Source organism: Sphingobium amiense, assembly GCF_003967075.1.
GTDB classification, from domain to species: domain Bacteria; phylum Pseudomonadota; class Alphaproteobacteria; order Sphingomonadales; family Sphingomonadaceae; genus Sphingobium; species Sphingobium amiense.
Window position 1 is genome coordinate 162,212 of record NZ_AP018665.1, and the last position, 19,020, is coordinate 181,231.

18 protein-coding genes and 2 pseudogenes are annotated in these 19,020 nt (G+C 63.9%); 5 read left to right on the forward strand and 15 right to left on the reverse strand.

What is annotated here, in order from left to right; all coding sequences use genetic code 11:
• Positions 1-63 precede the first annotated feature (63 nt).
• On the forward strand, positions 64-2,271 hold the full coding sequence (locus SAMIE_RS21135; RefSeq protein ID WP_048938257.1) for a catalase: 2,208 nt from the start codon (positions 64-66) through the stop codon (positions 2,269-2,271).
• Positions 2,261-2,833 (forward strand): ankyrin repeat domain-containing protein, encoded by a 573-nt coding sequence (locus SAMIE_RS21140; protein WP_048938258.1) that lies wholly within the window; start codon positions 2,261-2,263, stop codon positions 2,831-2,833. The genes SAMIE_RS21135 and SAMIE_RS21140 overlap by 11 nt, the downstream gene beginning before the upstream one ends.
• Before the next feature lie 543 nt (positions 2,834-3,376).
• Here SAMIE_RS21140 and SAMIE_RS21145 read toward each other — a convergent pair.
• The 6 genes and pseudogenes from SAMIE_RS21145 to SAMIE_RS21170 form a co-directional block, all read right to left on the reverse strand.
• On the reverse strand, positions 3,377-3,571 hold the full coding sequence (locus SAMIE_RS21145; RefSeq protein ID WP_036529763.1) for a hypothetical protein: 195 nt from the start codon (positions 3,569-3,571) through the stop codon (positions 3,377-3,379).
• Positions 3,572-3,680: 109 nt separating this feature from the next.
• Positions 3,681-4,286, reverse strand: a pseudogene (locus SAMIE_RS21150) (hypothetical protein); the annotation flags it as partial.
• Positions 4,287-4,389: 103 nt separating this feature from the next.
• Positions 4,390-4,854, reverse strand: coding sequence for a hypothetical protein (locus SAMIE_RS21155; protein WP_048939391.1), 465 nt, complete (start codon positions 4,852-4,854; stop codon positions 4,390-4,392).
• Positions 4,838-6,640, reverse strand: coding sequence for a site-specific integrase (locus tag SAMIE_RS21160; RefSeq protein ID WP_048939390.1), 1,803 nt, complete (start codon positions 6,638-6,640; stop codon positions 4,838-4,840). Before SAMIE_RS21160 ends, SAMIE_RS21155 begins: the two co-directional genes overlap by 17 nt.
• A gap of 4 nt (positions 6,641-6,644) precedes the next feature.
• On the reverse strand, positions 6,645-8,462 hold the full coding sequence (locus SAMIE_RS21165; protein ID WP_048939389.1) for a site-specific integrase: 1,818 nt from the start codon (positions 8,460-8,462) through the stop codon (positions 6,645-6,647).
• Positions 8,455-9,597 carry a tyrosine-type recombinase/integrase gene (locus tag SAMIE_RS21170; RefSeq protein ID WP_048939388.1) on the reverse strand — a complete coding sequence of 381 codons (1,143 nt, stop codon included), beginning with the start codon at positions 9,595-9,597 and terminating at the stop codon, positions 8,455-8,457. The genes SAMIE_RS21165 and SAMIE_RS21170 overlap by 8 nt, the downstream gene beginning before the upstream one ends.
• A gap of 203 nt (positions 9,598-9,800) precedes the next feature.
• Here SAMIE_RS21170 and SAMIE_RS21175 point away from each other — a divergent pair, with 203 nt between their 5' ends.
• From SAMIE_RS21175 to SAMIE_RS21185, 3 genes are read left to right on the forward strand one after another with little or no spacing between them, the layout of a single operon-like run.
• Positions 9,801-10,289: a TIR domain-containing protein gene (locus tag SAMIE_RS21175; protein WP_020819452.1), complete on the forward strand. Its 489-nt coding sequence runs from the start codon at positions 9,801-9,803 to the stop codon at positions 10,287-10,289.
• A 5-nt stretch (positions 10,290-10,294) separates the two neighbouring features.
• On the forward strand, positions 10,295-11,455 hold the full coding sequence (locus SAMIE_RS21180; protein WP_048939387.1) for a toll/interleukin-1 receptor domain-containing protein: 1,161 nt from the start codon (positions 10,295-10,297) through the stop codon (positions 11,453-11,455).
• Positions 11,456-11,457: 2 nt separating this feature from the next.
• Positions 11,458-12,114 carry an SLOG domain-containing protein gene (locus SAMIE_RS21185; RefSeq protein WP_048939386.1) on the forward strand — a complete coding sequence of 219 codons (657 nt, stop codon included), beginning with the start codon at positions 11,458-11,460 and terminating at the stop codon, positions 12,112-12,114.
• A 16-nt stretch (positions 12,115-12,130) separates the two neighbouring features.
• Here the strand turns inward: SAMIE_RS21185 and SAMIE_RS21190 are convergent, their stop codons facing one another.
• The 9 genes and pseudogenes from SAMIE_RS21190 to SAMIE_RS21230 all read right to left on the reverse strand — a co-directional run bounded on the left by SAMIE_RS21190 (position 12,131) and on the right by SAMIE_RS21230 (position 19,017).
• On the reverse strand, positions 12,131-12,685 hold the full coding sequence (locus SAMIE_RS21190) for a toll/interleukin-1 receptor domain-containing protein (protein WP_048939385.1): 555 nt from the start codon (positions 12,683-12,685) through the stop codon (positions 12,131-12,133).
• Between the two features lie 49 nt (positions 12,686-12,734).
• Positions 12,735-13,232: a TIR domain-containing protein gene (locus SAMIE_RS21195; RefSeq protein WP_048939410.1), complete on the reverse strand. Its 498-nt coding sequence runs from the start codon at positions 13,230-13,232 to the stop codon at positions 12,735-12,737.
• A gap of 239 nt (positions 13,233-13,471) precedes the next feature.
• Positions 13,472-13,828 (reverse strand): annotated as a pseudogene (locus SAMIE_RS21200) (hypothetical protein); the annotation flags it as partial.
• Between the two features lie 56 nt (positions 13,829-13,884).
• Entirely contained in the window at positions 13,885-14,721 is an 837-nt protein-coding gene (locus SAMIE_RS21205) for a Mom family adenine methylcarbamoylation protein (RefSeq protein ID WP_030090573.1), read from the reverse strand.
• An 18-nt stretch (positions 14,722-14,739) separates the two neighbouring features.
• Positions 14,740-16,023: a hypothetical protein gene (locus SAMIE_RS21210; protein WP_066703984.1), complete on the reverse strand. Its 1,284-nt coding sequence runs from the start codon at positions 16,021-16,023 to the stop codon at positions 14,740-14,742.
• A gap of 20 nt (positions 16,024-16,043) precedes the next feature.
• The gene (locus SAMIE_RS21215) at positions 16,044-16,688 is read right to left on the reverse strand and encodes a hypothetical protein (RefSeq protein WP_030090571.1); all 645 of its coding nucleotides are present in this window, start codon (positions 16,686-16,688) and stop codon (positions 16,044-16,046) included.
• A gap of 93 nt (positions 16,689-16,781) precedes the next feature.
• The gene (locus tag SAMIE_RS21220) at positions 16,782-17,540 is read right to left on the reverse strand and encodes a PRTRC system ThiF family protein (RefSeq protein WP_030090570.1); all 759 of its coding nucleotides are present in this window, start codon (positions 17,538-17,540) and stop codon (positions 16,782-16,784) included.
• Positions 17,537-18,190, reverse strand: a complete 654-nt coding sequence (locus tag SAMIE_RS21225; protein ID WP_030090569.1) for a PRTRC system protein A — start codon at positions 18,188-18,190, stop codon at positions 17,537-17,539. Before SAMIE_RS21225 ends, SAMIE_RS21220 begins: the two co-directional genes overlap by 4 nt.
• Entirely contained in the window at positions 18,187-19,017 is an 831-nt protein-coding gene (locus tag SAMIE_RS21230; protein ID WP_030090568.1) for a PRTRC system protein B, read from the reverse strand. The genes SAMIE_RS21225 and SAMIE_RS21230 overlap by 4 nt, the downstream gene beginning before the upstream one ends.
• Positions 19,018-19,020 lie beyond the last annotated feature (3 nt).

Consider the following 19,020-nt stretch of genomic DNA (forward strand, 5'->3'; position numbering starts at 1 on the left):
GTCATACCTGCCCAGCGTCCGGCGTGGGCGGGTTCACCGACATGACCAGTGACAGGAGCTCCCATGCCCAGGAAACCCGCGACCGATACCGCTGTGATCGTTCCGGCCGACATCGCTCCGGGGAAGCCGGTGTCCGGGGAATCCCGGCAGAAGGCCTCGCCCGTGCCTCCCGACGCACAGCTGTCCGAAAGCTATGCTGAAAAACAGGGCGACGGCGGCGAGACCCATCAGGTCGCGGCCGACGGCGCGCCGGCGCTCACCACGAGCCAAGGGGTTCCGGTCGCCGACGATCAGAACAGCCTGAAGCAAGGCGCGCGCGGTCCGACGCTGCTCGAGGATTTTCATTTTCGCGAGAAGATCTTTCACTTCGACCATGAGCGGATCCCCGAGCGCGTGGTCCATGCCCGCGGCTATGGCGCGCACGGCTTTTTCGAGCTGACCGACAGCCTCGCCGACATCAGCCGGGCGGACATCTTCCAGCGCGTGGGCGAGCGCACGCCCGCCTTCGTTCGCTTCTCGACCGTGGCGGGCTCGAAGGGTTCGTTCGACCTGGCGCGTGACGTGCGCGGCTTCGCGGTCAAGCTCTATACCAAGGAAGGCAACTGGGATCTGGTCGGCAACAACATCCCGGTCTTCTTCATCCAGGATGCGATCAAGTTTCCCGACCTCGTCCATGCGGCAAAGCCCGAACCCGACCGCGCCTTCCCGCAGGCGCAGACCGCACATGACAATTTCTGGGATTTCATCAGCCTGACCCCCGAATCCATGCACATGATCATGTGGGCCATGTCGGACCGGGCGATCCCGCGTTCATTCCGCACGATGGAGGGCTTTGGCGTCCATACCTTCCGGCTTGTCAGCGCCGAGGGCAAGTCGACCTTCGTCAAGTTCCACTGGAAGCCCAAGCAGGGCCTGCAGTCGGTGCTGTGGAACGAGGCGGTCAAGATCAACGGCGCCGACCCGGACTTTCATCGCCGCGATCTGTGGGAAGCGATCAATGGCGGTGACTTTCCCGAATGGGAGCTCGGCGTCCAGCTGTTCGACCAGGCGTTCGCCGACCAGTTCGATTTCGACGTGCTCGACGCGACCAAGATCATTCCCGAAGAGATACTGCCCGTCCGGGTCGTGGGCCGTCTGGTGCTCGACCGGGTGGTCGACAATTTCTTCGCCGAGACCGAACAGGTTGCTTTCTGCACGCAGAATGTCGTGCCGGGTATCGACTTCACCAACGACCCGCTGCTCCAGGGGCGTAATTTCTCCTACCTCGATACACAGCTCAAGCGCCTGGGCTCGCCCAATTTCACGCATATCCCGATCAACGCGCCCAAATGCCCCGTCGCCCATTTCCAGCAGGACGGTCATATGGCGATGACCAACCCCCGGGGGCGGGTCAATTATGAGCCCAACAGCTGGGGTGCGACGCTCGGCGGACCGCGCGAGGATCCGGTCCGGGGGTTCCGAAGCTTCGCCGAGGAAGCGGATGGCGCCAAGCTGCGCATCCGCCCGGAAAGCTTCGCCGATCACTACAGCCAGGCTCGGCAATTCTATGTGAGCCAGGAGCCGATCGAGCAGAAGCATATCGCTGATGCCCTGGTTTTCGAGCTCAGCAAGGTCGAACGCCCGGACATTCGCGCCCGTGTCGTCTCGCACCTCATCAACATCGACGACGGCCTGGCCGGCACCGTCGCGGACGGCCTGGGCCTTCCCGAATTGCCCGCGCCCGCGCAGGCTGCGCAGCCGACCCGGAGCGATTTGCCGCCGTCGGACGCGCTGTCGATCGTGAAGAACGGACCGCCGAGCTTCAAGGGCCGCAAGCTTGGCATTCTCCTGAGCGACGGCGCCGATGCCGCGCTGTTTGGCGGCCTCGTCAAGGCGCTCGACAAGGTGGGCGCGGTCTATGACGTGATCGCCCCCAAGATCGGCGGCGTGACGCTTGATGATGGCACCAAGGTTGCGGCCAAGCAGAAGATCGACGGCGGAGCTTCGGTGCTGTTCGACGCGGTGGCCATCGTCGTCTCGGCCGACGGCGCTGCGCTGCTTGCCGATGACGCGGCCACGCAGGACTTCGTGCGCGATGCCTTTGGCCATTGCAAATATATCGGCCTCACGCTCGATGCGCAGCCGATCTTTGCCAATGCCGGCATCCTCGAGAAGCTCGACGATGCCTGTATCGAGCTTGGCGCCGCCAAGGATGCGGCGGCCTTCGTCGACACGATCGCGGCGCTGCGCTTCTGGCCCCGCGAACTCAAGGTCGACATGGATGCCAAATGAGCCCGGCGATCTGCCGCCCCTGCCCTCGCCCGAGCGGCTGCGCGAACTGATGTTCGATGCGGCGCAGCTGGGACGGACCGACGTGCTGCCGGCCCTGCTGCATGCGGGCTGCGCGGTCGAGGCAAAGGATGAGCGGGGCTATACCCCGCTCATCCTGGCGGCCTATCATGGGCATGACGAGGCCGTGGCGCTGCTGCTCGATCACGGCGCCGATCCCGAGGCGGGTGATGCCGCGCGCGGCAATACCGCGCTGATGGGCGCGGCGTTCAAGGGCTTCACATCGGTCGCCCGGCTGCTTCTCGAGCGCGGGGCAGACGCCGAGACGACCAACAAGGCCGGCCAGACTGCCCTCATGCTCGCCGCGCTGTTCGACCGGCGAGAGATTGCCGATCTCCTGGTCGCGCAGGGCGCGGACCCCGAGCGGTGCGACGCCGCGGGCAACTCGGCGCTGTCGGTTGCGCGAGACCAGAACAACGCCGCCATGGGCGAGCATTTGCGCGGCGCTTGTCCTGCATCTCGGCCTGGGAGTTGGCGGGCAGAAAGCGCCATTCTCACATCGTAGGAGGGCGTGGGAGCGTGCAGGGGCGACCATGTCCGATGGTATTGGGCGCTGCATCGCCGTCATTGGCCGCCCTTATCGCGGTCTGCCCAACGCGGTCTGCCCAACGCGGTCTGCTCAAGGAAGCGCTGGCTGATCTGGGGATGCGATGCGCGGTCGGCGACAGGGGGCAGTAGGACGCGGAGAAAAGGGCGGCTGCTCTTGTCGGGCGGTGCCCGGGAGACGCCGCAGGCGATAGGCGCGTTCGATGGCTGCGACGGCGTGGCCGGCCAGCAGACACTGGGCTTCGAGCGAAAGGGGCGCAGCGCCCACGAACGCGAGGGTGACACCGGCGTCGCCGCGGCGCTCGAAACGAAGAGTACCCTGGGCGCAGACCGCAAGTCCTGCTTCAAAGTCGAGCGACCAGAGCCCGGGTGTTGTGTGCGAATCCATGCACACTTGTACCGCAAAATGACGAAAGGCTGGTTATGGCGACGGCGTTCAAAACCCTAGACATTGGTCGCATGGCGCTTGACCCCGCCAAGGCGTCGCGCGAGAGCGCGGGCGTCACGTGCTCGTGCGCCGGATCCGGTGCGCGACATGCCGGGCCGCGCCTTCGGCGCTGCTGATCGCTTTGCCGGCGGCGGCCGCCGCCTGGCGCGCGCCGGCCTGGCGCAAGAGGGTGCGCGCTTCGCGCAGGCGCTCGACAGCGTTGGCGATGGCCTGGCCCTGCTCGGGCGAGGCAGGCGTGATGGGACGCATGGTTGACCTCCTTGGTGGATAAGCTTGTGGTCAGAGCCGGCATAACGGGTGGGTATGCTGTGGGCGCGCGGTGCACATGTCGCGGGATGGCGCAGCGCAGCGCGGCTGCCTAGAGACGGCTGGTGGCCTGCCCCGCGGTGAAGTCGGCGAGCCATTGCTCCATGGTCGGCCGTTCGCTCACCGGCACGAGCGCGGCCGCGTCCTGGAAGCGCAGCAGCTCGGTGGGAGCGGTCCGCAGGATCTCGCCGATCTCGGCCTCGGGCAGCAGCTGCTCGGCACGGATAAAGTCGGTGATCCGCCCCGGACGGGTTCGGGTAGAGCGCCGCCAGAGCCCCTCGACCGTATGGAGACGGGGGGCCGCACGCGCCTCGATGAGCACGATGAGGCGCAGGCACCAGGCCGGCAGGGCGCGGACCTCGTCGGGCTTGATGGCGCCGCAGAAGAAGCAGGACGACTTGGGCGGGACCGGCAGGCCGGCTTGCGCAATCCGGGCCTCGCAGCGTGCGCGCGTCCAGCCCCAGTCGCGCAGCGGATAGCGGCACTCGAACAGCGGGTCGTCGATCCCGGCGGCATGGCGGTAACGGCGTGCGTCGGCGGGCGAGGCATCGTAGCCGATCAGGCGCACGACCTTCCGGCCCGCCGCCCAGGCGGCCTTGGCCGGCGGCCATTGCTTGAGGAAGGCGTCCTGGGGCGCGACCTTCCATTTGAGGCTGCATTAGGTCTGCATCGACCTGTCGTATTGGCTGCGCAAAGCCCGCATTTCCGACATCCCCAGTCCTCCTCCCCTTCCAAGACGCCCGATTAGGGCGTGACCGCCTTCAGGCAGTGGAGGGATCGGGCGCTTCGGCGTTGATGCGGATAGGGACGGGCAGGCGTATCCGATCGAGTTCCTGCACGAGTTGCGCGTTGCGGCGTTCAAGGCGCTCCGCGCGCTGTTCGGCCTCGAGGGCGCGCTTCAGCAGGCTGGCATTATGTGTTGCGAGGGCGATGTTCTTGGCTTCCACGTGCCGAAGAGCAGAGCGTGTGCGATCGGCATCGCCGGCGGCCATTTCAGTGGCGCCCTCACGTTGCGATTGAAGCTCGCGCAGGGCGTCAAGAACGTCGGCATGGTGCGTATAGATGATGTTGCGGCCGACCCCGGCTGCTCGTGCAAGAGCGGCGACCGTTGGCGCGGCGGACGGGTCTTTGGCAAGGACGCCAAGGGCTTCGCGCAGACGTGCATTGGTGTTCGCCCGGCGACGGGCCTGCGGGGTGGATAGGTCAGATTCAGACGTCACCGGCATTTCCTTCGTCGAGCTGGTCGAGGATACGGCGAGATTCCTGGATGCGGGCTTCGGCAAGTGCTCGGCTCTCGCGATCGAGGTCATCGCGCTGGATCAATGCGGTGTTTCGTTCAAGCCGCGCTTCCCAGACCGGCCTATGCCGGTCGGTCACGGCGAAGTTGGCGCAAGTCGAGCAGGTGCTTTGTGTGCGAAGCACCGGGTTCGGCTCGCGCTCGCCGCCGAGGCAAGCGGAGGTCTCCCGGCGGTAGAGGCAGTAGCCCCAGTCGCATACGCCGAGGCGCATATCCGTGCCGGCGAGGATCTCGGTGATATATCCATCGACGTCGCTCGATAGCGTGCGCCCGCGGAACGGCGATCGCTCGGAGAGCATGACGCCCGCCTTCCCGGCGACGTTCGGCGCCAGGAGCAGGTCTTCCAGCGCCTTGCGGGTTTCTTCGGCGGCTTGGTCGTCGATCAGCTGGGCAAGCTCGAAGTCGGTGCCCACATAGGCCCGGTCGGTCATCGCGCGGTGGACATGGCCGAGATGGCGTTGCAGCGCCGTCAGGCCGGTGCGGTCGCGCCGCCCGATGAACCGTGAGAACGTCTTGCGACCCTGATAGGTGGTCAGGTGCCAGGTTCCGCCTTGGTGTTCCGGCAAGGCAAGGAACGGCGCAAGTCGTTCGTTCAAGCGGATATTGACCATGGGTGATCGCAGTCGAGCGACGGGCATCATCGTCGGAAGCGGCGAGCGTCCCCGGCCGAGCTGGTGGAGCCAGAGGTTCCTCTTCCCGCTAAGTTCGCGAAGCGGAGCGGAGAGACGTTCGAGGATGTGGATCGCCCGCTGGACCGGCTCGGGCGCGAGCCAGCGATGGACGTCCCCATGTTCCGTCAGCGACGTCTTCGTGATCGTGCCGACCAGATAGACGTGTTCCTCGCCGTCTCCGTCGGCCGCGCGCCGTTCGAGGCAACCCTCCTCAAGCCTGAGTATTTCGGAGGCTCTCGCGCCAACGAGATAGGCGATGACGACGAAGCAGGCGTCGCCAAGGCGATCGAGCATGAACGTCAGGCGGCGCAGCGGCCATTCCGGATTCGGATACAGATCCGCGTGGGGGCATGGCTCAGCCAACATGGCGCGTCTGATATGCCAGTGGAGCCTTCGCCCCTGATGCTGTTGTCGAAACTTCTCATACAGATCTTCGAGGCGATCGCGCAGCGCGAGTATCTGGTCCGCTGGGTCACCGAGCAGTTCCATAGCGCCGCTGATGAGAGGCACGGCGATCTCGTCGGGCGTATAGGGATGGCCGCCATAAGGTTTCCAGTGCCGCTTCCCAACCGAACCGGCGCGAGGCGGCGCCATCAGCGGCGCGTCGTCCAGCTTGTCGCGCTGCATGTGGAACGTGCGGATCGTGCCGAGATAGCCTTCGGCGGTGCTGAGGGAGAGCCGTGAAGCGTTCCTGCCGGGACGGGCGCGCAACATGGCCACGAACCGGTCGACGGCGTCTTGATCGAGATCCTTGAAGCATCGGACGTTCTCGGCTGCCATCCATCGAACGAGGAAGCGGATGTGGCTGAAGTGACCATCGACCGTTTCCTTGCGAAGTGGCATCCGCCCTTCGGGCGGATCGGCCCGCAGCGAGAACAGGAACAGTTCGGCGGCGTGCCGGAGCGGCGTCCACTGATCGTCCGTGAACCGGCTCCCGTCCGGCATTTCGAAGCCCCAGTTGAACGTCGTGGCGGCGGGGACGCCTTCGTTTCCGAGCAATGGCGCCGGAAGTTGGGTAGGCGTGGATGTCGGGACGGAGGCCATGAGGCTATTCCAGGTCCGGCAGCGGCGGCAAGGCGGGTATGTGCCGTTCCGCGTCCGGCATCATTTCGGGCGGGAACGCCGGCAGCAGGTCTTGTGTCAGCGCCCGAAGGCTGGGGGCATAGAAGAGGCTGAACCGGATCGGGTCGATGCGTTCCCGCGCCGCTTCAAGATGCATGGTGGCCTGGACAATGCGCGCCAGATGACCCGGGTCGATCGGGACGATTAGGCCTGGACAGGCAAGGCAGCCTCCCAGTTTCGGGCACACGCGGCCAGGCTGTGCCTGCCCGCCGTCGACCGGTCGAAGGCAGTCGTGGCCGAACAGCGCCGTCACCCGCGCGCTGGTATCCGGCCCTTGATGTTGCGAGTCATGGGCGGGCGTCTCGCCGGTGACCCATGTGATCATCAGCGACTGGAGCCGAGCGATCGTATCGCGTTCGAGGCGGCGGACGGCCTCGCCATCGACATAGATGTCGGTGGTGGCGACATTCGCATGATTGAGGACCGCCTTGGCCGCCATGATATCGCCCTGCGACGCTGTGTAGTGGGCGCTTGCCATGCTGCTGCGGAACAGCTTGGGCGAGAAGTCGGGAAGCAAGGAACGGGACTTGCCCGGATGCGCATCGTTCCAGGAGGCGATCGCGCCATTATGCCGTTCGTAGAAGCGCAACATTGCCGATCGCAACGTGGCCTGCACGATATGACCGGCGTGATGCTCGCGCTCGAGGCGTCCTGTCGTCATGAGGAAGCGGTGGAGGAACAGCCGGTCGCGTTTGGACGGCTCCACATGCGGTAATAGGGGCGCCGTCATCGCAAGGAGCTTTTCGATCAGGCGCGGCGCCGCATAGGGTCGGCGATTGTCGAACGAGCGCCGTTGCATGCGCTTCACCTTGCCGCCGGCACGAGGTTTCACCCACTCGACCATGACGCGATGCCGCTCGAGCGGATGCGGCACGAGGCAGTCCCGCTTGATCTGGCGCAGCGGACCGGCGTTGGCCGCCGTCTGGATCAGCAGCACGATATAGAACGCAACCAGCGTGTCGGTCGTGAGGTGGAGATAACCCTCGAGCTCGCGGAACCCGCCTACCTCGGCGATCCTCTGCCGATCGGGCTTGTTAAGGTCCAAGCCTCGGTCGATCGGCATGATGCCGTGGCCGCGGCGATGGAGCTTCCAGATCCAGCGATCCCGTTCGGCGGTCCGCCCACTATGGAGCGGCACGTTCGGAAGATTGACGATGGTTTGCCCGTGCTGGAACTTGGCCCATGCCGTGTCGATCTCGGCATAGCAGACTGCCAGCAGGGCGCGCATTGCGGCTGGTGTCAGCCGGTCTTGCGGTAACCGCTGGACGCCGGCGAGCGGGATCGGATTGTTGGGAACGGCGAAGCCCGGTGCGAACAAGCCTGGATTGTCCGCGATCGCGCGCTTGAGGACGGGCCGGATCATACCGAACTGACCGGATTGTGAGCGGACGCCACGCCTGCGCCCGTCAGTGGGCATCGCCAGCCAGGTGATGAACCGGCGGATCGTTGCCGTGTCGAGGTCTGCCGCGCGCCTGACACGCGCGTCTTCGCGCAGGAACCTACCGAACACGCGCATCGCGAACCAGCGCGCGGTGCGGGTCGCGACGCTGGATGCCATATCATGATCGCGGAAAGCCCGGGCGATGGCGGCGCTGATATCGTCCGGCAACCCGAACAGCGCCGGGTCGAAGCGTTGGACGATCTTGCCCCATTCGTCGCGGAACTGGATCTCGACGACCTCCGCCGGATGGTTCGCCGGTGCCGGATCGAGTCTCAGCGTGCGATCGAGGCGGCCCCTAGCCATCGGCGGGGATCAGCTCGCCATAAAGATAGGCGAGGCTTTCGCTCAGGTCGCGCTCGTGCAGCTCGACGCAGCGCAGATAAATCGCGGTGGTTGTGATCGAAGCATGGCCGAGCAGCACCTGCACGACCTTGAGCGGGTTGAGATCGGGATTGGTGCGGGCCTGGATCTGAAGGCGGGCCAGCATCGCCATCGCGAAGGTGTGCCGCAGCCAGTGCAGCGTGCCCTGAAGTCCCGCGGCCGCGAACGCTTCCGCGAGCTGCGCCGTCAGGAGTTTTCGCGTCATGGCGCGGCCATGCTCGTTCAGCAGGAGATTAGGCGGCGCGCGATAGCCCCGGTCGGAACGGCGGATACCGCGGACGATCCGGGCGCGATCCTCGCCCGCATACCAGTGTGTATGATCAAGCAGCCGAAGCGGCGGATAGACCGTCCTTGGCCGGTCGCCCTTGGTGATATGGAGCGGCACGCCGACAAGTGGATCGCTGTCGAGGTAGAGTGGCCAGCTATCCGGGATCTGGTCGAGGGCGAGCGCGCAAAGCTCCTTGCGACGCAGACCCGCCCCAAGCGCCCATTGCGCGGCAAGTCGGGCGGTAGGCCTCAGATGCGCGAACAGCCGTGCCAGTTCGTCGGCACGCAGCGGTCGCGGCAGTTTTTCCGGGCGTGAGACGATCAGCTCATTGACCTGGCGCCGCTGCAAGCCTGGGCGATAGGCGCCGTCGAGCATCAGCGTCATCTTCTCGGTCAACCGGAACGGGCAGTGGTCGATCAGCCCCTTATCGAGCGCCCAGCCATAGAAGCGGCAGACGGTCGAGACACGCGCATTGATCGTGGTCCGGGCATAGGGCCGCCCGGTATGCGTGCTGGGATTCTCCAGCATCCGGTTGCGATAGGCGGCGATGACGCGTTCGTCGGCTTCGCGCCATTCGATCCCCGATTGTTCGAGCGAGTCGAACCAGTCGTGGAGATGCTCGCCGTAGGTCCGCACGGTTTCGGAGGCGTGGGCACGGCCGCTTAGCTCTGCATGCTCCATGAGCCAGACGAAGGCCGGCTCGATGATCGCCATGTCGGCGTCGAACAGAATCGGGAAGCCAGCGGGGACATTGGGCACGCCAGAGGCAGCCCGAATCACTGATACCACGGGCCATCTCCCTCGCCCGCACAGGTGCGATTTCGAAAGTAGCGCAACATGCTCGATTTGGCCGACGCATTTCGATGGAATGGGCGCTTTCCTCGCCATGCCGAAGGGTGTCGCTTCGACCAGCCTACCCCAAGCACTCACCGCGCCTGCTGACACCTGGCGTCCGCCTTGATATGAGTGGACGATGATCGAGGGGGGAAGCGGTGGCGCGTCGGGTATTCTTTAGCTTTCACTATGACCGTGACGTTCGACGGGTCGTGCAAGTCCGCAATTCCTGGGTGGTTCGTCCAGGTGGCGAAGCGCAGCCTTTCTATGACAAGGCAGAGTTCGAAGAGGCAAAAAGACGCGCGGGCGGCATAGAAAAATGGATCGAAGAGCAGCTCAAAGGCACGTCCGTGACTGTGGTGCTGTTCGGCGCAGAGACGTATGATCGCGAATGGGTCCGGCACGAGATCAAGAGAAGTTACGAGCTTGGGAAAGGCCTATTGGCCATCGACATCCATAGCGTAAAAGATCCGCAACTTGGAACTGATCGACAGGGGACCAACCCTCTCAGTTATTTTACAATAAAGCAGAATGGCCGAGATATTCCGCTGTCGAACCTATACGGGACATATGATTGGGTCCGGGATAACGGCTATGCCAACATGCCGGCTTGGATCGAAACTGCGGCAAAAGCGGCCGGTCGCTGACACCAATGAGTATCTATGAACTGGCCATACTTGGTGCGGCAACGCCAGAGGAGCGTGCAACACTGACAGCGACGCTCACGGATATCGTTTCCGACTTCGGATTGACGTTGGGGGACGATGTAGTTGTGCATAATGCGGCAACGCTGGGTGAGCGGCACAAGCCAGCAGCATTCGCGTGTGCGTATTTTGGAGGAAATGCCCAGCAAGATCTCGAAGCGGCCCAAGACCTGATCCGGGCCAGTGCGCCCATCATTCCAACGATTGCCGCTGGCGCAGACTTCAATGCTCACATCCCCCCGCTTCTCCAGCCCATCAATGGGCTAACGCGGCGCGCTGACGATCCAAATATGACTGAACTCGCGTCAGCAATGCTGGAATGCGTGGGCTTACTTCGTCGACAGCGACGGGTTTTTGTGAGCTATCGGCGCGTGGAATCCCGAGCAGCAGCGTTGCAACTTCACGATCTCCTTGCGTCCCGCGGATTCGACGTATTCTTGGACACGCACGACATTAGGCCCGGCGATCCGTTCCAAGATGTGCTTTGGCATAGGCTCGTCGATTCTGATGTTATGGTTATGCTCGACACGCCTACCTATTTCGATAGCCGCTGGACTCGACAGGAAATAGGAAGGGCGCGCGCGAAAGAGATCCAGGTCCTTCGTGTAATTTGGCCTGAGCATACGCCAAACAAGCTGACCGATCTTGCAGAGACTATATATCTTGATCCAGAGGAACTCGAGGGGCCAGATGGCCCAATAGTAGCCAAAACGGCGGATACAATCGTCCTGGAGGTCGAGCGGCTACGAAGCCGGAGCATCGCATCTCGATATATGTCGATTACCGGCAAACTCCGCGCTGACGTCGAGAAAATTGGTGCGTCAGTGGAAGGCGTCGGCGCACATCGGGCCGTCGCCGTGCGGTTGCTGGACGGCGAAAAGATCTGGGCATATCCGATCGTCGGAATCCCCACGGCTGAAATTTTGAACGATGTGGCCGATAAGGCGCGACGAGCGGAACAGCAGGAGATACCGGTACTGGTCTACGATCATATCGGCATCCGTGATGCATGGAATGCTCATCTCCGATGGCTTGGGGAGCATATTCGCGCGGTCCGCACGATTAAAGTTTCCGAAGCCGGATGGGCTCTTGCGGCATGGGAGAACTGACCATGACTGAGGCCATTTTTCTTTCGGCAGGCGTGCCGGATCCGAAGCGAGGCCCACAATATGCGGCGACCGCTGACAGTGTCGCGATTACAGCCGCAGTCTCCGCTTTGGTGCACGTCACGCTAGGACGCAGGCTGCTTGTTTGGGGTGGTCAACCCGCAATAACACCAATGATCTGGGTGGTCTCGCAAGACATAGGAATAAATTACGGACACTGGGTCCGGCTCTACCAGTCTCGCCATTTCAAGGACGAGTATCCCGAGGATAATGAGCGGTTCAACAACGTGGTTTATACGGACGAGATTGAGAAGGATCGGGAGAAGAGCTTGCTGGCCATGCGCGAGCGTATGTTTTCCGAACACAAGTTCAAAGCGGCAGTTTTCATTGGGGGTATGGGCGGGATTGTACAGGAATATGAAATGTTTCGACGCCTGCAACCGGACGCTGCAGTGATTCCAGTAGTCTCCACGGGCGGCGCGACGCTTGAAGTTGGGGCGCAGGTTGAATCTCTATCGCCCGACCTAGCGGAAGACCGGGACTATGTTGCGTTATTTCACCGCCACCTTGACGTTTCCGTCCGAGAGGAGCGCTTCGAAAGTCCAACTCTCCAACCGGATGTCGTTGAGAAGCGATTTTGGCAACCCCCTGCCACTGCTTAAACGGGACGGGAACTCGTTATTCACCAGCCAGCCACTCGCTAAGCTCGGTAGCTGTGTTCCTTTTCTCGTCGAGGACCATCCAGACGCGCTTTTGATGACCCTGTAGATCCCCCCAGACGATGCGGCGGTATAATCCCAGATACTCCCACGACGCCCATGCCTGCTCATGCGCGCTGTCGGATGCCGGGAACAGCGCGATCTTCGTCAACCCTTTATACCCATCCGCGACGCCCAACTCCCAGGGCACCCAACGACTGTCCTTGCTGTTCTTGCTTGCAAGAAGGACAAAGCGCTTGGTCTGACGAATACGGCTCTTTAACAGCCCTGCCGTTTCCTCCGTCGTGTATGGGGGCATTTCCGGGTCGATTTCATCGACATAAACCTTGGCGCCGTGCCCTTCTAATACACGAATGGCGCCAACGACGAGATCATCGTCCTTGCTTGAGTGCGAAAGAAATGTAGCACCCGACAGCGCCCGAGAAGAAGCAGATTTCCTGAGGTTTACCTGCTCGTTGATGTTCAATTTGCCAGCGAAATTACGAAGCTCGGATTTGGTAATATATTCTATCATTCTTGCCGCCCGCTCTTAATTCCGCGCAAAATCTCCGATTCTCTGCACTTCAGTTATTTGCTCGGATCGCAATGGCCTCTTCAATCCAAGTCTCGATCCCATTCTTAATCGAGTCATAGGCGGCTTTGCTATCTGCTCCGGAAGGAGAGACGAGCTTCACTATGGACGAAAGCTTCTTCCCTGTATTGGCGTAGCCTATTTCATCAAATGGATTGCTGCCTGCCACGCACGAGTTCCCATCGTGACCAAGAAGTTTGTTTATCCGGATACCCACCACGCCTTTGCCTGCGTCCCAACCTTTGACGATCTCGCGGATCACCCATGGCCGGTTCGCTGTTTCCGAACCGACGAGCACCACCACGCAACTCTTGCCGTACATGTTGTCATCGATCCATTTTTCGATGGAGGCTTTGCCCTTCCGCTTGACCTCCTCCCAAGCATTCGCAGTGCAAAGAGTCTGCCCTTCGAGGGCTCCGATGTTACGCACCTGCTGAGTACGCCAAAAATCGTTCGCGAAGTGAAAACTGAAGAAAACGCGCCGCGCCATAAGGCCCCCTTTTGTTCTCCGACCTTCTACAGAGGCGGCCATCGTTCCGCTAGAGAAATCGATTCGGAAACGAATGGCTTGAATAACAAGCGCGGCATTTTTGTGCGGCGCCTCATGCGACGCTTAAGCGTCGCTGCGCGACGCGAGGGACGGGCCGACCACCGCCAGCTCTTTGGGTTAGCGCGGCAGTCGGCCCGTCCCTCATCGCGCGCAAAGGAGACAGTTTCAATGGGTAGACCTAAGCTGCAACTATGCCGTCCCAGGCTGATGCTCGGCAAAGTCGCATTGGTCAGGACATTGGCGAGGATCGAATAATAGGGCGGCCAGTGCTTGAAGCGCCTGGGCACGTAGCGGACGATCTCATAGGGAATCCCGCGCGCGTGCATCCACGCGGCGATCATCCGCTGATATTCGTAGGTCTCGGGCTTCTCCGCGCCCGGATCGGCGCTCAGCACCAGGTCTGGCGCCTCGCCGCGCGCCTCGAGTTCGATCAGCAGCGCCGTGGAATCGACACCGATCCCATAGGCCAGGACCACGGGCGGCGGGGCGGCGACCAGAATGGTATCGACCGCTCGTCTGTTGCTTGGGATGTGCATGGAGTTCTCGGCCTCGATCGCGGCCCATCGCCGCAACCCTCAAGATCCCCCTCCCCTCATTCTCGGCCGGCTGTGCGGTTCTCGGCCTCGATGCGAAGATCGAACTGAAAGGTGGGGTGCGCCAACGGCAGGGCCTTTGGATAGGGAAGTCGCGGCAGTGCGCGGCCGTGCCGGCGGGCTTCGCGGGTGAGCTCGAAGCAATAGGCGTAGAGACCCGGCTGCTGATGGCGCACGAGATGGCGTTCGCGTTGCAGCCGCCAAAGCCATGTCGCAGGCATCTCCCCGAACTCCGGCCTGGGCAGGCCAAGCGAAACGAGCTGATCGATGGCGCCGGCATGGCCTCGCTCGCCAAGGCGGATCTTCGAGAGCGTGCGCCCCGCGATCGTTGTGTCGCCGGCGCGCAGGACGGTTCGCGGCCTCGTAATGGCGCGGTGCGCCGCCGAGAGCGCGCAATAGACGCGGCCTATATGTCCGGCGCTTGGGTCGCTGTACGAAACCACGGCCTCGATTCCGGGCTTCTCGCGGCGCAGATGGCGAAAGGCCCGCGCGACGAAGAAGCTCTCCCCGTTCTGGGGCACGGCGTCTGTCAGGATCAGGCGGGCGAGCACGCAGCCGCGTAGCGGATCGGCAAAGCCGGTGTGCCGCGTGATTACGGCTCCGGTGGCCGGAACGGCGAAGACGGCGACGCCTTCCAGGACTGCCCCGGCGCCATAGAGCCCGACCGCGAGCTGCGCCGCAGGATAGGTCGGCAGATAATGATGGCGGGCAATGAAAGCGCGCGCGGCATCGTGTCCGATGATCTCGACGGAATAGGATTTGGGATCGATGACCGTGAGATCGCGGGCCCAGAGCGCCCGGCGCTCGCGCCAGCGCTGGCTGCGGCTCGTTTCCATGTTTTGGATCCTCGAATGTTAGCGGGCGGCAAATCTCGTCGCCCCGCCGAACAGGCGGAGCGCGCGTGCCATCTCGTCGCGCAACCGGGCCTTGCTGCCGACGATGAGCGTCGGCGCGAGGGGTTTCCCGCCGGGGTCGATGAAGCCGTGCGCGAGGGTGCCGTCCTGTTCGATCGAGACGAGATGCCCCTTGCCGGGCGCCGGCCCCTGATAGCGCGCCGTCAGCTCGCCTAGCTTCGCAGTCAGGCCCTTGGTCGCCTTGGACCAACGGATGTGGCCAGCGCCGACATTGCTCCCGGCCTCGCGGCCTCGATCCATCCAGAGTTTCGCGTGCGCCTTGACCTGCAGCGGCGTGTTGCGCGTGCGTTCGCGATTCCGACAGGTTGGCAATGCGGCCGAATGGGTATCGAGAACCCGCAGATATTCGCCGTGCAGCGCGACAAGGATATCCTCGATGTCGATGCCGGCGAGGAGCGCGCGAAGCCGGTCCTCCTGCTCGGGACTGGCAATGAGCTCGTCGGCCCGCTCCGCCGTCAGTTCCTCGGCCTCGGGCTGCGCGGTCACACCGGATATGAAGCCCTTGGTGGCGGTGAGAATGATGGCGTGACCGCCGCAGCGGCCGCCTGTCTTACGATAGCGCTCCAAAATATCGCCTCGGCCGAGCGCCGCCGCCGGATGATCGCCCAGGATGATAACCCGCCGCGACCATGGTGTCGGTCGGGGCCGGTCGCTGGGTTTCGGCCAGTCCGAGGGTAGCGATCGCACCGCACCCCGCGACTGCATCGAGATGGGCGCTCGTTCGGCAGCGCGATTGGCCCGGCGCGCCGCGTCGAAGAGATCGTCAACGTCGCCGCCGCCGTCGGCGAACCCGCAGTCATAGGCCGGGCGTTCTGCGGCCTTGGACGGCGAACAATGGTTCCAACCTACATGGGCCGCGTACCAGCCATCGGCATAGCGGATCGCGAGATTCCAGTCATAACCATAACGATCGCGTCCACGCAGGATCGCCGCATCGCGGTCATCACCGCGTCCTGAGACGGCGCGCTCCTCGGTGAAGCTGAAATTGCGCGCCTGGCGCTCGGCCTCGCTATGCGCGGCAATCGCGTCGTTGACGGGCTTCATCGCCTGGACGCGCGCGCGGGTGTGCGCCATGCGATCTTCAGGTGAAGCCGTCGGCGCCAGGTCCGGAAAGTCGCGCCAGGCTTTCGCGATCGCTTCGGCATGTTCCGGTGCGCGGCCCCGGGCCAGCCAGGTGGCAGTCGAACAGGGGTCGAACTGCGGGATTTTTTCGACATGGATCATGTGGTCGGCCTCGGTCGAGATCAGGCGAAGAGGCGCATCGGCTGTTCGACCGGCGGCGTGAGACGAAGGTCGCGCCGCAGACGGTCGGCGAAACGGTCGGGCGCCATGAGATCATTGACCGATGCCCAGTGATTGCGCGCGCCGCAGTGATCATCGCGGCCACGAACCCGGCGATAGAGGACTTCCCGGCCCGGGCCCGAACAGCCAAGCGAGAGCTGCACCCATGCTTCCTCGCCATGGAGCGTGATTTCGCCGGAAACCGCAGGGCCGCCCTTGCTGGAGCGGATGTCATAGGTTCCGTCGCATAGGCCCAGCGCGTCGGCGAGGCGCCGCATTGCGGTGCGGCCCTCCGAATGGAAGAGCCGCTTGGCGGCCTCGTCATGGCTCACGCCCCGATAGGCGAGGTTGCGCAGGACCGGCGTTCGGCGGATTTCGGCGATCTGGTCCATGCAGGTGCGCCGAAGCTCGAGATTGGACGGACGATCTTCGCACACTGCGCTGAGGTGGCGAACGAGCAGGATCACGGCGGGATCGGTTTCGGCGTCTTTGCCGGCGTTGCGGCAATCCTTGATCGCGGCTCCGATCGCGTGGAGGGTGGTGCCGACGGTGATCAGCGCGCTGGGGTCGAGCGCCTGCTGGTGGCGCATGGCGACGTCGTAAGTCATGGGATGGCCCTCCGGTCTTGAGCGAAAATCCGCTCAAACGGCCCTCTCCCCCTCCCCTTTCTCCCGTGGCCGGCCTCGGGCTCGACCGAAGATTCAAGCAGCGATCGGTAGCGGGATCGGCACGGCCTGCCCGGTGGCGATATTGATGAACGCGCCCGCGTGGCCGATCGATCCGCGGCCAACGAGATCGAAGAGAAGGGCCAGCGCGTGGCTCGCCACCACCCGGTTCACGAAAAGCGACTGGCGCTCGAGGGCTTCGGCCATCGAGCACGACGGCGCGTCGTCGTCAGGCAGGCTCTCGTTCGCGACCTCGGGGAAATATTCGAGGACTGTCGGGAGGATCTGGTGCCCGGCCTCGGGCTCAGCGTTCGGGCAACCGATGATATATTGCCCGTCGCCAGCGCGGTTGCCGAGATCCAGCCAATAGGCCGGCGCATTCCTGGCCGAGGCGATGGCCGCACCGACGCTCCGGCGCGCCGATGCGGTATCGACACAAGTGATGACGATGTCGGTGCCGTCGAGCTTCGCGGCCTCGGGTGCCCGGCCATGCACCGCCGTCCAGGCCAGACCGTGGGCGAGATTGATCCGCTCGGTTAACGTCCGGGCCTTCGAGTTGCCGATGTCGCACCTGAAGAAGGGCTGCCGGCCAAGATTGGCCTCGCTGACGATATCGTCGTCGACGACGGTTACATCGAGCGAACGCGACGAAATCGCCCGCAGCGCCGTATCCAGCGAGGCGAGCCCCATCAGCATCTGCGCGCCGTTGCCGCCGCATCCCACAAGCACGATTTTGATCGCGCGGTTGCCGAGCGCCGCAGGCAGATAGTGGCGAAGGGGCGTCTCAGAGGTCATGATCGTCTCCTGAAAAAAGGGCTTCGCGGCAGCGGGAGGAACATCCCTCCGGCGCACAGTCGCGAGGCAAATGCGGGGCCGTCCGTATGACCCAGACGTCCGACAACCAGGGCGATCTTGGTCGCGTGCGCGTCGTCCGCGTCGTCGGTTGCGCTGAAGAAGGCCGCGCCGTGCCCATGGCTGTGAATGTCGCAGATGAGGTGATGGTGCGGCGGCAGCGCAGGCGGACGATAAGTGAGGTGTGACGGCGTCGCGCGGTCGATCTGGGGGAAGTCGACCCAGAATCGCCGATTAGCCTCATCCCAGAGGATGAAGGCGGCGGCCTCGTTGGGCAGCGCGGCGCGAAAGTGCTCGAGGACTTGCCGCAGCAGCTCCGCCGGTATCAAGCCGCAACGCAGGTCCGCGCGGCGAACTCCAATGCTCCCGTAGGGCAGGTAGGCCGGGATCGGCGGTGTCACGGGCAGATCCAGAGCCAGCCAGGCCCGGCGCAAGATCAGGCAGACACCATCGCGGCCGATTGCGAGGCAGCTGCCTGCTCGGGCTTCGCGAACGGCCTCGATCGCGGGTGATCGCCCATCCGGCGGCACGGGATAGCAAGGCGCCTCCGCCAGTACCGCGGCGGCGGTCGGGTCTTCGGCGAGGGCAGTCATCGGCCGGACCTTCCGTAGATGAGGTCGCCGAGCGTCACTGGGTCGGCCTTGGCGGCGCCTCGCGGGGCGGTCTGGCGACGATCTCCGAGGAACGGCCTCAAGCGTTTGACCGGGAAGCGGGTCGCGCGGGTCGCTGCGAGGGTGTCCCAGAGACGCACGAGACCGCCCTTCCCCGTGATCGTCAGCTCCTGACCCGGATTCGGATGGGTCGACCAGGAGTCGAAAAGCGCGCGCTCGAACTCGGGAATGGCGGACACATCCAGCGATGTCGGCTTCGGAATGTTACCCCAGCAGAGGGAACCGTTGAGGAAGACGTTGAGGATCGGCGAATGAAGCAAGGCGGTTTCGGCCGCGGGCCGCTCGTTCCGCTCAAGCGCAAAGACTCCAAGCCGGCGCCGTGTGGCGACAAGGACGTGTGCCGGATAGGCAACCGGGACGATCGCGCGGCCGCCAAGCGCACGCAGTCCAGCCAGTTTCGCCGAGAGGTCGAAATAGGCCGTCCTCACCTGTGCGGGCACCCACCAGACCAGCAGGTCGGGATGGGCGACAAGCACCGTTTCGGGGAGAATTTGCGGCGGGGCGACGCGGCCGAGCGCCTGCGACCAATGCCGCAGATGCGCCCGGGTCAAAGGCGTTCCAGCGGCGATGGTCGGCGCGCCGATAGCGTCGTGCTCGATCTGATGGATGCTGGCGAATGCCTCGGCATCTTCGCCAGGGGTAAGATGCGAGCCGAGGCCGCGAGCCCCGTCGCTTCTGTAGAGCAGGATGGCGTTGGTCAGCATCATGCCGCCTGCGGTTCGCTCGAACTGCACGCAATGGTCAGTCATGTC